General features: G+C 69.3%; 8 protein-coding genes and 2 CRISPR repeat arrays. Of the genes, 2 read left to right on the forward strand and 6 right to left on the reverse strand.

The genetic code is table 11. The annotated features are described in order from the left end of the window. On the forward strand, positions 1 to 411 hold the full coding sequence (locus ACFZAX_RS30785) for a hypothetical protein (protein WP_390965586.1): 411 nt from the start codon (positions 1 to 3) through the stop codon (positions 409 to 411). 326 nt (positions 412 to 737) lie between these two features. Here ACFZAX_RS30785 and ACFZAX_RS30790 read toward each other — a convergent pair whose 3' ends face one another. Both ACFZAX_RS30790 and ACFZAX_RS30795 read right to left on the reverse strand, forming a co-directional pair. After that, positions 738 to 1,718 (reverse strand): DUF1648 domain-containing protein, encoded by a 981-nt coding sequence (locus tag ACFZAX_RS30790; protein WP_390965587.1) that lies wholly within the window; start codon positions 1,716 to 1,718, stop codon positions 738 to 740. 67 nt (positions 1,719 to 1,785) lie between these two features. Beyond that, complete coding sequence (locus ACFZAX_RS30795) at positions 1,786 to 3,018, reverse strand: family 10 glycosylhydrolase (protein WP_390965588.1); 1,233 nt, start codon at positions 3,016 to 3,018, stop codon at positions 1,786 to 1,788. A 197-nt stretch (positions 3,019 to 3,215) separates the two neighbouring features. Between ACFZAX_RS30795 and ACFZAX_RS30800 the strand changes: the two genes are divergently transcribed. After that, positions 3,216 to 4,076 (forward strand): 3-hydroxybutyryl-CoA dehydrogenase, encoded by an 861-nt coding sequence (locus ACFZAX_RS30800; protein WP_390965589.1) that lies wholly within the window; start codon positions 3,216 to 3,218, stop codon positions 4,074 to 4,076. A 674-nt stretch (positions 4,077 to 4,750) separates the two neighbouring features. Continuing rightward, positions 4,751 to 5,527: direct repeats of the CRISPR family, unit length 37 nt; unit sequence GTTGCGATCCTCGGTCGCCCCGAAGGGCGACCGCCAC. Between the two features lie 160 nt (positions 5,528 to 5,687). Here the strand turns inward: ACFZAX_RS30800 and cas7c are convergent. From cas7c to ACFZAX_RS30820, 4 genes are all read right to left on the reverse strand, one after another. Beyond that, entirely contained in the window at positions 5,688 to 6,596 is a 909-nt protein-coding gene (cas7c, locus tag ACFZAX_RS30805) for a type I-C CRISPR-associated protein Cas7/Csd2 (protein ID WP_390965590.1), read from the reverse strand. Between the two features lie 67 nt (positions 6,597 to 6,663). Continuing rightward, entirely contained in the window at positions 6,664 to 8,424 is a 1,761-nt protein-coding gene (gene cas8c, locus ACFZAX_RS30810; RefSeq protein ID WP_390965591.1) for a type I-C CRISPR-associated protein Cas8c/Csd1, read from the reverse strand. Positions 8,425 to 8,426: 2 nt separating this feature from the next. Then, a complete protein-coding gene (gene cas5c, locus ACFZAX_RS30815; protein WP_390965597.1) occupies positions 8,427 to 9,188 on the reverse strand; it encodes a type I-C CRISPR-associated protein Cas5c in 762 nt (253 codons plus the stop codon). 160 nt (positions 9,189 to 9,348) lie between these two features. Beyond that, positions 9,349 to 11,613, reverse strand: a complete 2,265-nt coding sequence (locus ACFZAX_RS30820; protein ID WP_390965592.1) for a CRISPR-associated endonuclease Cas3'' — start codon at positions 11,611 to 11,613, stop codon at positions 9,349 to 9,351. 298 nt (positions 11,614 to 11,911) lie between these two features. Continuing rightward, a CRISPR array of direct repeats spans positions 11,912 to 12,372; the repeat unit is 26 nt; unit sequence GTGGCGGTCGCCCTCCGGGGCGGCCG. Positions 12,373 to 12,903 lie beyond the last annotated feature (531 nt).

Consider the following 12,903-nt stretch of genomic DNA (forward strand, 5'->3'; position numbering starts at 1 on the left):
GTGCCGACGAGCCGAACCGACGGAGCTGCGCCGACGACCCACGACACCGCGCCCGTGGATGTGGAGACCATCTCGGAGATCACGGGCCAGGTGCTGGGCCTGCACCTCACCACGGCGACCCGCGAGGACATCCTCGCGCACGCCGGAGCGGTCCACGGGTTCCTCAACCTGCTCGTCCGCGAAGACCTGGACGCCGACCACGACCCGGCCGTACGGGAACTGATCGGCAAGGCGTACGTCCTGCTGGCGGCGAAGGCCCCGACGCGGGAGACGCCGTGCTTCAGCGCCTTCGCCCACATGCGGGAGGCGGCCGACATCACCCGGCGCCTGCTCCGGGCCTGGGTCGGGAAGCACCGGGAAACCGGGCGGCACGGCAGGGACGCTGGGCGAGTGGCCGGGGAACGCCCGTGACCACAAGGACGCGACGCCCGATACTCCTCACGGTTACCGGCGCCCAGCGAGGGACGCCATCGCCTTGACCCGATGCTCCCTCCTCACCGGCCCCCGCCGAGCCCGCTTCCCGGGTCGAGGCCGTGGCGCTGGTCCGGGACGGACAGGGGGCCGCCCTGACTACAGCACGGCCAGCTTCACCCTGGTGAGCGACGCGGGCAGCTGACGGCGAACGGGGCCAGGCTGCCCCCGTTGATGTGCGGCGGCGGACGGGTCTTCCGGCCCCTCGCGGAGCCCGGAGACCCGCCACCGTCAGCGGCGCGCCCATGGGCACCACCGGGCACACCTCATCCCGACCGCCGCCGGCCCAGGGAGTTCAGCAGCGCGGCGCCCCGTTCGGCGTCGTCCACACTCACGGCGAAGTCCTTGCCCTTGGCGCTTATGACGAGGCACTCTCCGCCGCGAAGCATCACGGTGGTCCCGAGCCCGTTCAGTCGGTAGCCCCAGCCGCCGGCCTGACTCGGTGTGCGGTTCTCTGCCCGGGCCAGGTCGATGTCCTGGAGGGCCCAGCGCCGCGCCGGCCAGCCGAGCGGTCCGAACGACACCGTCAGCCCCTTCTCGCTGACGGTGGCCCGCACGGAGGCGCAGGCCAGAAACAGGACCGAGGTGAGCACGGACATCGCGATCAGCGTCCAGTGCGGGGCCGTCACCCCCACGACCGCGACCATGACGGCGCCCAGGGCCACGATTCCGGCGAGGGCCGCTGACACGTGGAGCCAGGGGTTGGACGCCCGGGAGAACCACATGACCTTCTGCCCGGCGGGCAGATCCATGCGCGGACCGTCCTCCGCCCGTCCCGGGGCGGTGGCCCGCCGGCGGTTCACCCACCGCGTGGTCATCCCCACCGCCGCCGCCACCAGGAGAGTTCCGACCATCCAGCCGATCACCGAGCGCGCCTGATGCCAGTCGGCCCGGTCCAGGTTCGCCCGTACGACCGATGCCTGGCAGCCGACCAGGAAGACCCCCGTCGTGAGCAGGGCGGTGGCCGCCCACTCTCGCGCCGCGCCACCCGGCACGGCGTTTCCGCGCCACCCGGCGAGCCCGATCACGACGGCCGCCACCACCCACATCAGCGCCGGTACGAGCGAGGCCGCCCACAGAGGCATGGAGCCGTCGGGCCGCCCTGCCCCGTTCCAGTGCGTCGCCATTCTGTCGGGCAGTCGCCCGCTCGCCGCAGGCACCATGCCCACCAGCAACGCCAGGATCCCGACGGTCCAGCAGACAGCACCCCGTACGGCACCGCTTCTGCCCTTCGCGCGCTCGCTCACCGCACCGACCCCCTGGGGGAGGTGCCCGGCCCCAAGGAAGCGCCTCACCCCACCCCGTCGAAGAAACTCACCCCACCCCGTAGTGGTCCGCCGCCACTCGGGCCATGGCACCGATCCGGTCCGTCTTCACGCTGTTCGCGGAGAAGAAGGCGTGTCCCCCGACGGCCGGGTAGTCCTCGGTGAGGGTGAGGTGGCGGGAGAGTTCGGCGGAGTTCTGCCAGGCGGAGTTCTGGGCGGGGTCGCCCGCCTTGTAGAGCGCCTCGCCGATGTAGAGGTCCACGTCCGTCCCGTCCACCACCTCGGCCCACCAGGGGACGAGGTCGGCGTAGTCGGCGCCCGACTGGCCGATGCTCCAGTACAGCTGGGGGCAGATGTAGTCGATCCACCCCTGCTTGATCCACTTGCGGGTGTCCGCGTGCAGGTCGTCGTACGTCTGCACCCCGGCGGCGGTCGGCGAGCCGAGCGGGTCGGTCGTCTCGTTGCGCCAGACGCCGAAGGGGCTGATGCCGAAGCGGACGTGCGGCTTGACCGCCTTGATCCGGTCGGCGGTCTCCTTCACCAGCCGGTCGATGTTGTCCCGGCGCCAGGCCGCCTTGCTGCTGAAGCCGGCGCCGTGTTCGGCGTAGGTGTCGGCGTCGTCGAAGGTCTGGCCGGAGACGGGGTACGGATAGAAGTAGTCGTCCCAGTGGACCGCGTCGATGTCGTACCGGCTGACCGCGTCCAGCATGGCGTCCTGGACGAAGGCGCGGACCTCCGGCAGCCCGGGGTCGTAGTACAGCTTCCCGCCGTACGGGACGACCCAGTCCGGGTGGACCCGGGCGGGATGGGTGACGACGAGCTTCTTCGGGTCGGTCTGGTTGGAGACGCGGTACGGGTTGAACCAGGCGTGCAGTTCCAGGCCGCGGGCGTGCGCCTCGGTCACCGCCGTGCCGAGCGGGTCCCAGCCGGGGTCCTTGCCCTGGACGCCGGTCAGGTACTGCGACCAGGGCTCGTGGGGCGAAGGCCAGAGGGCGTCGGCGCTGGGCCTCACCTGGAAGATCACCGCGTTGAGGCCGAACCGGACGGCCCGGTCGAGGTGGGCGAGGAGCTCGCTGCGCTGGGTGGCCGCCGTCAGCCCGGTGGCCGACGGCCAGTCGACGTTGGCGACCGTGGCGATCCACATCCCGCGCAGACCGGTCACCGCCCGGTGACGTCGGTCACGAGGCACGCGTCCCGCCGCCCCCGCCGGACCCGGTGCCGCCAGGGCGGCCACCACTCCGGCCGCGCCCCGTACGAATGCCCTCCGGCCCATGCGCCGCATGCTCTCCGCCTTCCTCTCGCGCTCCGCCGTACCGCTCCGGTCGGCTGCGTGACGCAGATCATGCCTTCTCGGACCGTCGCTGACCCGCAGGTAACTTGGGCCGCGTCGCCGGGTACCGTCTGGAGGTCGAAGCGGGTACCGCCACCCACGGGTCCCGCGATACGGAGATCAGGGAGAGGCACGAGGTGACGGACTCTATGGCCGACATTGCACGCGTCGGAGTGGTCGGCTGTGGCCAGATGGGCGCAGGTATCGCGGAGGTCTGCGCGCGCAGCGGTCTGGACGTGATGGTCGCGGAGACCACCGGTGAGGCCCTGGAGATAGGGCGTACCCGGCTGCACAACTCCCTGTCGAAGGCTGCCGAGCGCGGCAAGATCACCGAGGAGGAGCGGGACGAGGCCCTGGGCCGGCTCAGCTTCACCACCGACCTCGGCGAGTTCGCCGACCGCGACCTGGTCATCGAGGCCGTCGTGGAGAACGAGCAGGTCAAGACGGAGATCTTCCGGGTGCTCGACCAGGTGGTCACCCGGGCGGACGCGATCCTGGCCTCCAACACCTCGTCCATTCCGCTGGTGAAGCTGGCCGTGGCCACCTCCCGGCCGGACCAGGTCATCGGGATCCACTTCTTCAACCCGGCGCCGGTGCAGAAACTCGTCGAACTGATTCCCGCCCTGACGACGTCCGAGCAGACCGTGCTGCGGGCCGAGGCGCTCGTGCGCGAGGTGCTGGACAAGCACCCGATCCGGGCGCAGGACCGGTCCGGGTTCGTGGTGAACGCCCTGGTGATCCCGTACCTGCTCTCCGCGATCCGGATGTTCGAGTCGGGCATCGCCAGCCGTGAGGACATCGACAACGGCATGGAGATGGGCTGCGCCCACCCGATGGGGCCGCTGAAGCTGGCGGACCTGATCGGCCTGGACACGGTGGCCTCGGTCGCCGACTCGATGTACGCGGAGTACAAGGAGCCCCTGTACGCCGCTCCCCCGCTGCTCCAGCGCATGGTGGACGCGGGCCGGCTGGGCCGGAAGTCGGGCGCGGGGTTCTACCCGTACGCCTGACGCCCTGCCAGTAGGTCCGGCGGTGTCACCGCCGGACCTGCCGGGGCGCGTTTTCCGCGGTCAGGACCGTGTGCGGCCCCGAAGGGTCTCGCCTGCTACTACCCTGCCCACCGCCGTGCCGGAGCGCAGTGGAGCGACGGCGCGGAGGGTCGAGCCCGAAGCCGTGGGCCTTTCAGCGCTGTCGTAGCCTTCCGTGCTTGTACTGCGAAAACTCCCTCGGATGTCCCTCCGACAGAGCTGAAAGTCCCTGAAAAGTCCCTGGCGGATCGAGCTCGAGACCTGCCACGACGAGCCCGTGAGCGTTCGTGCGGCGTGGTCCTTAGCCGTGCTACCGATCTTGGCGCGCGATGGAGTTGCGGTCTTCAGTCGCCCCGGAGGGGACCGCCACCCCGGCGGCCACCGCGCGTCGCCGCTCGGCCTGGTAGTTGCGACCCGCGGTCACTGCCCCGCAGGGCGACCGCCAGCCGGCCGCGAGCGCGGCGGGCGGGACCAGACCGTTGCGATCCTCGGTCGCCCCAAAGGGCGACCGCCACTGGCGCCCTGGTCGCGGCTGGTCTGCAAGGTGAAACAGTTGCAATCCTCGGTCGCCCCGAAGGGCGACCGCCACACCCCCCCCGAAACTCAAGGTCACCTACACCCTGGGAGTACTCCATCGCCGACTTGGCGGCGTCGAGGTTGCGATCCTCGGTCGCCCCGAAGAGCGACCGCCACCTCGGCGACCTCCTCGGCACGGTCGGCAACATCATGTTGCGATCCTCGGTCGCCCCGAAGGGCGACCGCCACCCGGAAGAACCTGGGGGGCCGTAGACGACGTACGCGATGTTGCGATCCTCGGTCGCCCCGAAGGGCGACCGCCACGTGCGGCGGCGCGGGCGGCCATGACCCCGGAGTAGGCGTTGCGATCCTCGGTCGCCCCAAAGGGCGACCGCCACCAGCCGTGCCGGGGCGGAGATGTTCACGCTGGTGTTGTTGCGATCCTCGGTCGCCCCGAAGGGCGACCGCCACCGCAGCGCCCAGGTCGACGGCGTCACCGACCTCGGCGTGTTGCGATCCTCGGTCGCCCCGAAAGGCGACCGCCACCTGGGACGCGCTGACGGTGACCCTGCGCCGCACCAAAACGTTGCGATCCTCGGTCGCCCCGAAGGGCGACCGCCACCTCTACCGGGCGTCGTTCATCGTGGAGCCGCTGAACAAGTTGCGATCCTCGGTCGCCCCGAAGGGCGACCGCCACCCTGGAGCGGGTTCGGGTCGTACGGATGGTCCGGGAGTTGCGATCCTCGGTCGCCCCGAAGGGCGACCGCCACGATCGCAGGGCTCTGCCGGTCCAGCCCGGTGAAGTCGTTGCGATCCTCGGTCGCCCCGAAGGGCGACCGCCACCCAGGACGCGATCCGAACAGCGCTGAGCGACTACCTGTTGCGATCCTCGGTCGCCCCGAAGGGCGACCGCCACCTGGTGGAGAAGGGTGCCGCGGATGGTGGCGGCGTCGTCGGTCCACGTCTGTTCGAGGAGGATGAGGCCGGCCTGGCGGGGGCAGTAGGCGTAGTGCTCCAGAGAGGAGAGGGAGACCTGGGTGAAGTCTCCCTCTCCTGTCGTGGGCTGGTGCGGCGTGGTCACCCGACGAGCCTCGTGATGCTGACGCCGTCGGGCAGGTCGGCGTCGCGCACGTCGATGCTTCCGTAGTCGGCGAAGGTGCGGGCGGTGGCCTCGCCGAGGGGTTTCACCGTGATGCGGTCGATGAGTTCGTGTGCGGGGGTGCTGCCGAAGGCATCCGCGTGGGTGAAGACGTAGAGGCCGCGCAGGGCGAGGCCGGCGCGGGCTGCTGCGCGATCGTGCTCGAACATGTGGGTGAAGGCGCGCCAGAGGACGGCGAGGTCGTTCGTGGTGACGCCGGTGCGGGAGGCGAGGGGGGCGCTGAAGTGGCCGGCGCCTTTGTAGAGGCCGTAGGGGACGATGTGCTTGGAGCCCATCTCGGTTTCCTTGCCCTTGCTTTTGCCTTCCTCGGGGTTTTTCCACGCCTCGACGTCTTCTTGCCGGGTCGGGGTGACGCGGGTGATGCCGATGTCGAAGGGGGTGACGGGGTCGATGGAGCGGGCGAATCCGATCTGGACCGGCCCCTGGACCCGGCCGGCCTTGCGGTCGGCCTTGCCGGTGGACATGACGGCGCCGAACATGCGGACGTCGAAGAAGTTCTGGCACATCCACTTTTGCGCGGTGGCCTGGTTGGTGGCGTTGCCACCCTGGTCTCCGTCGGCGTAGGCGCGTTCGTGCTGGGCGTTGAGAGCGACGCCGGCCGCGACGTAGATCTCGTAGCCGGGCTTCTTGTCGATTTCGTTGATCAGCGAGACCGTGTTGCGGATCTTCCGCTTGAGGGCGACGTCGGTGATCAGGCCCTGGCCGGTCACGGGGTCGGTGCGGGGCAGGCCGCCGTTGTCGGGATCGCCGTTGGGGTTGGAGTCGGTGGCTTCGATCAAGAAGACGAAGTCGTGCTTGCGGGCTGGGTCCAGGTGCGGTGCGGTCATGTTCTCGCTACTCCTTGAGCTGCGGGTTCAGTCGGGGGTTGTGGGGCGGGTGGTGGACTGCGGAGGATCACTCCTCCGGGCTGGCCTCGCCTTTTTCCTTCGCGCGCCGGATCCGGTCCCATTTGGCGGCTCGTTCGTGCTCGTATCCCATGACGAAGCGGCCCTGCTGGAGGGGGGTGAGGTGGCGGGGCATGTCGTCGTTGAACAGGCCGAAGAGTTCGCCGAGCTGGCGTTCCAGCGATGCGGCAGCCCCCTTCTTGTCCCGGCGCAGGCGCTTGAGATGGGCGTTGGCACCGACTCGGAGGTTGGTGAGGGTGGTGCCTGGGGCGGTGGCCGCGGTGCGGAAGTACTTGTCGCGCAGGGTGGTGTTGAGGTTGGGCAGCGCGGTGGTCTGGATGTCCTCGAGGACGGCGAAGAGACGTCCGCACAGGTAGGAGGCGTCGCGGCAGTCGGCGTCCAGGGTCATGGTGACGTGGTCCTTGGGGTCGCTGGAGCGGTTGAGGATGAGGCGCAGCAGCGCGATCCGCGCAGGGTCGAGGTGCTGGTCGGCGTGGATGCGCTGCAGGAGCAGCGGCAGTGTCCGGGCGGGTGGCGGGGTGCGGCGCAGGGCGCTGTGGACGAGTTCGGCTTCCAGGCCGTGGGGGGCGCTGTCTTTGGCGTAGCGGCCGTCCTGGGCGCGTCCGCAGCACAGGGCCAGGAGCCAGAGGGGGACGTAGCGGGTGGTGCCTTTCCATCCGTCGTAGACGCCGTGGTCCGTGTACCAGGCGGCGACGGTGGCCTTGAGGTCGGTGAGGGGGATGTCGATCCAGTCACGGACCACGAGGCGGGCGTTGTTGAGGCCGAGGGTCAGTGCGTGGAACTCGTCGTCGTCGACCCGTTGCGCGGTGTGGGGCGTGGGGGTGTTGTCGAGGGAGTCGATGAGGTGGGCGATGTCGGCCGGGTCGGGGGCGTTGCCGAAGAGGAGTGCCATCGCGGAGTCGTCGCCTGCGTGGCGGGTCCACCACACCATGACGCCGTCGTCACGGAAGCGTCGGCTGTGGGTGTCCGTGGCGAGAAGGTGGTTGAGGACGGCCATGGCCCGGCCGCCGCAGCGGTGGCAGATGGGGGTGTTCACCAGCTGGGTCTTGCCGTCCCGTCCCTGGGCGGGCTTGTTGATGCTGACGAGCTGCCCTTCGTTGCTGCCGCCGCTGGTGGGTACAGCGCCCTTCTTCACCGGTTCCGGGATGGTGGCCAGCAGGGGGGCGGTGTTGCCGCAGACGAGGCACAGGCCGGGCTTGTCGTCGGCGCCGCCCTTGCGTTCGCGTACGACGGGCGCCCAGGTGGACTTGGCGGTGGGTTCCTCGTGCAGCCAGCGCGTGGCGACCATCACCGCGACGGTGTCCTTGGCCTGTACCTCCTCAGGGATGTCCAGGCCGGCCGGACCTCCGCCCGTGAAGTACGAACGCAGAGCCGTGGCTCCGGGATCGTCCTTTGCGTTCTGGGCCCAGAGCAGGGCCAGGTCGCGGTAGGCAGCGTGTCGGCGGCTGGCTTCCTCCCGTGCTTTGTCCGTGGGCGGGTTCGTCTTGTCGGTCTTGGGAACGCCCAGGACGAACTCGGCGGTGTCGACGAGCAGGTAGGGGGGCACTTTGGTGCCGGACCGCTGTACGTAGGGCACCGGCATGGTGCGGGCTTGGTCGCGGTTCTTCGCCGAGACCCTCAGGTCCCTGAGCGTGGCGGTGCCGTCCGTGTCGAGGTCGAGGACCCAGTGGATCTGTTTGGTGCGGTAGTACTCGGCCGGCAAGGCACCGCCGAGCCGGTCGGCGTACTCGGTAAGCCGTTGCAGCAGCACGGTCAGTTCTCCTTCGTGTCCGCGCGCCACGGGCTCCGGGGCATGTCGACGGACTCCTCGCCCAGGGGCCGCAGGGGCACGTCGAGAACTCCGTCGAGAAGGCTGGCCCTGAACCAGCGGTAGCGTTCGCCCGCCTCCGTGTAGGCGATGGAGTGGAGCATCACCCCGAGCTCTTCGGTGTGATCGAGCCGTAGATGGTCGTGGTCCGGGTTGGCGGGGCCGAAGAAGGCGGTGAACTCCCGGCACCCGAAGAACGGCTGGGAGAAGCAGGCGCCCCGCTCCACCCGTCGGCGCAGCTGTTCGCGGAACTTCTCCTCGGAGGCCGGCGGATGAGCGGCCGAGCCCTTGAGGGCGGGGGCGGCGACCACGATCTGGGCGTGGATGCGGTAGCGCACGTCGCGCAGGCACATGGTGCTGCGCTGGTCACGGTCCTCCTCGACGTCGTACCGACGGCCCTTTCCTTGGCGGAGGTTGCGGTAGTCGGGTCCGGTGATCACGGAGCCGACCTCGTTGCGCCGCAGCCGTGTCCAACGGATCGGTGCCAGTACCTCGATGCGGCGGATCACGTACTGGAACTGCGGCTTCCAGAAGATGGCTTGGAGCAGGCCGTTCGCCGCAGACGGCGTCATCACCTGATAGCTGACCCGTTCTGCCTTCAGCTCGGGCCGGGTGAAGCAGGCGAGGTCGCCCCATGTCTCGACGACGAGATCAGGGAAGGCCCATCCGTCGTTGCCGCGCGCTTCTCGGCGTGGGCTGGTGGTCACGGTGCTCAAGGGAAGAGCTCCTTCGGTGTGCTGTCGGCTCCGGGCCGAAGAGAACGAGGGGGTGCTGTACCGGAAGAAGGTGCCGGCGACGGCAAGATCGCCCTATCAGCCGACCGGGAACGCTGGCATGACAGAGAGAGGGGCGAACAGGGATGCGGTGTCAGACGAGGAAAGCGGAGCTGTCCTCACGGTGCTCGGGATCGAGCCCTCTGGCCTCGTCGTAGTAGCCGCGCCATACGACGAGGTCCCCCACGACGGGCTCCGCCAGCCCCAATCGCAGCGCCTCGGCGACCTCATGGCGCGGCAGGGTCGCGATGTGCGGCTGCAGGCGGCGCAGGCACTCGGGCCCGCTGGGGTAGGGGGCGCGCAGCCGGTGGATGTCCGCCCAGATCGCGTCCTGCTCCTCGACCGTCTTCTGGGATCGGACTACCACGACGGACTGGCCGTAGACGTCGTCGATCATGCGGAACTCACGAGCGACCTGGGGAAAGTCCCAGGCCCGGCGCAGTTCCTCGATACGCTCGCCCATGGCGTGATCCTCGCCCTGGAGCGCGTAGCGCTTGGCGTAGTAACCAGCCAGAGCCTCCAGGTCGTCGGGATCGGCCAGCGGATACGGGCCGAAGAACTCGGCGGCGGCTTCGAGGGCGGCGAGGTAGGACAGATCTTTCGGAGTCCCGCCGTCAGAAGGCCGGAACACGACCACCGTGCCCGGCTCTTCCATCCGGGAGTCGCGGTTGCATCGCCCCGCCGCCTGCTGCAACGACTCCGCCGGCGCCCACGCGCGGTACACCGACGGGAAGTCGACATCGACACCAGCCTCGATCAGGGAGGTCGACACGACCCGTACCGCAAGACCCTTCTTGAGGCGGGTACGGACCTGGTCAATCACCTCACGGCGGTGCTCCGCGGTCATCCGCGTCGACAAGTGCAGGACCGGACCGGGCGCCGACGAATCCTCGGTGAGAAGGCGGTGAAGGCGCGCCCCGTCCCGGGTGGTGTTGACCACCGCGAGGACCTGGTCGCCTGCACGCTCCTCGATGTCCTCGGCCACGCTCTGCCAGGTCACGTCGTCGCCGAGCTGCCACTCGTACGTCACACGCCTCAGCTCGTCGAACAAGCCAGGCACGTCCTCCAGCATGCCGTGGCGCGGCACCCCGTCCAGCTTCGACAGCGACCAGAAGTCCGGCTGCGTCGCCGAGGCCAGGACGACCGTCGCCCCGTAACGCTCGACCAGCCCCCTCAGCACGCTCAGGATCGGGTTCAGCAGCCGGTCGGGAAGCGCCTGTACCTCGTCCAGCACGATGACCGATCCCGCCAACCGGTGCAGCTTGCGCATGGCGGACGGCTTCGCGGAGAACAGCGACTGGAAAAGCTGAACCATGGTCGTCACAACGACCGGAGCGTCCCAGTTCTCGGCGGCCAGACGCGCCCAAGCACCCTCGTCACTGCCTTCATCCAGACTGACGGAACTGTGGTGCTCCAGAACCACCGATTCACGATCCGCGTCCTCCTCCAGAGGATCGAGGAGCGACCGGTACACCGCCGCGTTCTGCTGCGTGATGCTGATGAAGGGGACGGCGAACACGACCCGCCGCATGCCGTGCCTGGCGGCATGGCGAAGAGCGAAGCCCCCCGCGGCAATCGTCTTCGCCCCTCCGGTCGGCGCATGCAGGACATACATCCCGGGCTCGCGCGCGGCAGCGGCCACCGCCTCGGCGAAAACCCGTCTGCGGATCTCGTCCACGGGGGACTCCGGCCTCTCCGCCAGGAACGCGGCGCGCCTCTCCTGGAACCTCTGGGACAAGAGGCCCATGTCCCTCGCCGGGGCGAGCCGTGGCGCCGCACGGCCGTCGAAGTGCGCGCTGGTGTCGAGGAAGTCGGCGTCCACCAGGCAGCTGAAGACCATGCGCACCAGCAGGTCCACCTCCGTCCGGGCAACCGCCCCCCGTAGGGCCGCCACCCACGGCGGCAACGCCACCGGACCCGTGCGGACGATCTCCGGAACAAGCTCGGCAACTTGCCGAGTCGCCTCACGCGCAGCCGCAGCGTCCGGCCCGCTGCCCCGGAACGCGGTCAGCACGTCCTTGATCTTCTGCTGGTCCGGCAGACCACCGTGATGCCCCTGCACCGCGGCGGCGAACGGCAGGCCCGCATACTCGGCGACCAGACGGGTGCCGGCCTCCTTGTGCGGGACCCCCACCGGCTTTCCCTCCGGCTCCGCCCGCTGCAGCAAGCCGTCCTGCCAGGAGCAGCAGCCCTTGCCGACGTCATGCACCAGAGCGAGGTACTCCGCTAGGTCCCCCGCCCCGAAGACGTCTCCGAACCTACGCGCGAGGGCCGCCGATCCACGCAGGTGGTCCGTCAGTTCATGTCGCGCACCCGAGACCGAACTACGACTATGCGCGTATAACTTCCCAGAAGACACAGAACCCCCATAGCCAGCACGAACCTCCCCGATTCGGCCAGTAGGCAGAAACTACACGAGCCCACTGACAGCCAAAGGAAAAAGTCACACATGCAGGTATAGGGCCCGCTGATGCTGCATCATCGGTACTCACCCATTCCACGCCCGGACGACGTGAAGGCCGTCAGCAGGTTCGGGGCCCCAAGCACACACGTGACACACAGGTCACACCCAAGGAGAATGTCCAAATTCTCCCATTTGCCTTGACGTTCGCCAAATACGCCCGCACGAATCAAACTTGTACCCCTGGTCAGTCAGGGTGGCGGTCGCCCTCCGGGGCGGCCGAGGATCGCAACTACCGCCGGTTCATCCTCGGTGAGTGGGTTGCGGCGTGGCGGTCGCCCTCCGGGGCGGCCGGGGATCGCAACATGTCTGTCATGTTCCTCGCGAAAGCTGCGGCGTCGTGGCGGTCGCCCTCCGGGGCGGCCGAGGATCGCAACTCCGTGGTGACGTCGAGGCTGTGCCCGTTTTCCTGTGGCAGTCGCCCTCCGGGGCGGCCGAGGATCGCAACCCCGCGGGTGCCCCAGAGAACGTACTCGCACTCCCGGGTGGCGGGCGCCCTCCGGGGCGGCCGAGGATCGCAACCAGATGCGCCAGCCGGGGTGCTTGGCCCAGGGGCGGGTGGCGGTCGCCCTCCGGGGCGGCCGAGGATCGCAACATGCGGGCCCGGTGGAGGCCAGCGCGGACCCGGTCGGTGGCGGTCGCCCTCCGGGGCGGCCGAGGATCGCAGCTCCAGCGCAGTGCGGAGCCGGAACTCCGGGTCGTGGTGGAAGTCGCCCAGACACCCCTGCGGCGAAGATCGTTTAGGGGCAACCTCAAGCTGATCGGCTCGGAGCAAGCCGCCAAAGGAGCCCAGGTACAGGATGCGTGACTTGAGGTTTCCCAGGAATCCCCTGCCGCATCGAACCAAACGACCTACGCATTACAAGACCGTGAGCGTTCGTGCTGCGTGGTGCCGCGCTGTGCTGCCGAGTGACGTTCTGCCTGATCAGAGCATGTGCGGCTGGTTGGCCGGTGATCCCTTGTGCTGCCCCGTCCGAAGGCGTCCGGCCACCGGCTGGCCACCGGCAGTGGCTCAGATGACGACAAACAAGGTCCCAGGCTGGATTGTAGGTCTTCCGCAGTGCGTGCTGCGGATGACTTCATGCCCTGCCTAAGAGGGCGTTAAGTCCGCTTCTGGTAGCGGCCTCGTCGGGGTTGGGTGAGGAAGCCTTGGCGGGTGAGGCGTCCGAGGCGGCTGCGGGTGACGTT

Source organism: Streptomyces sp. NPDC008125, from assembly GCF_042957125.1.
In the GTDB taxonomy this organism is placed as follows: domain Bacteria; phylum Actinomycetota; class Actinomycetes; order Streptomycetales; family Streptomycetaceae; genus Streptomyces.

What these genes read in the sequence shown, in the direction of transcription:
- ACFZAX_RS30795 (WP_390965588.1), bottom strand. Translation starts at nt 3,018, where the DNA reads ATGCGGCGCATGGGCCGGAGGGCATTCGTACGGGGCGCGGCCGGAGTG.
- ACFZAX_RS30800 (WP_390965589.1), top strand. Translation starts at nt 3,216, where the DNA reads ATGGCCGACATTGCACGCGTCGGAGTGGTCGGCTGTGGCCAGATGGGC.
- cas7c (WP_390965590.1), bottom strand. Translation starts at nt 6,596, where the DNA reads ATGACCGCACCGCACCTGGACCCAGCCCGCAAGCACGACTTCGTCTTC.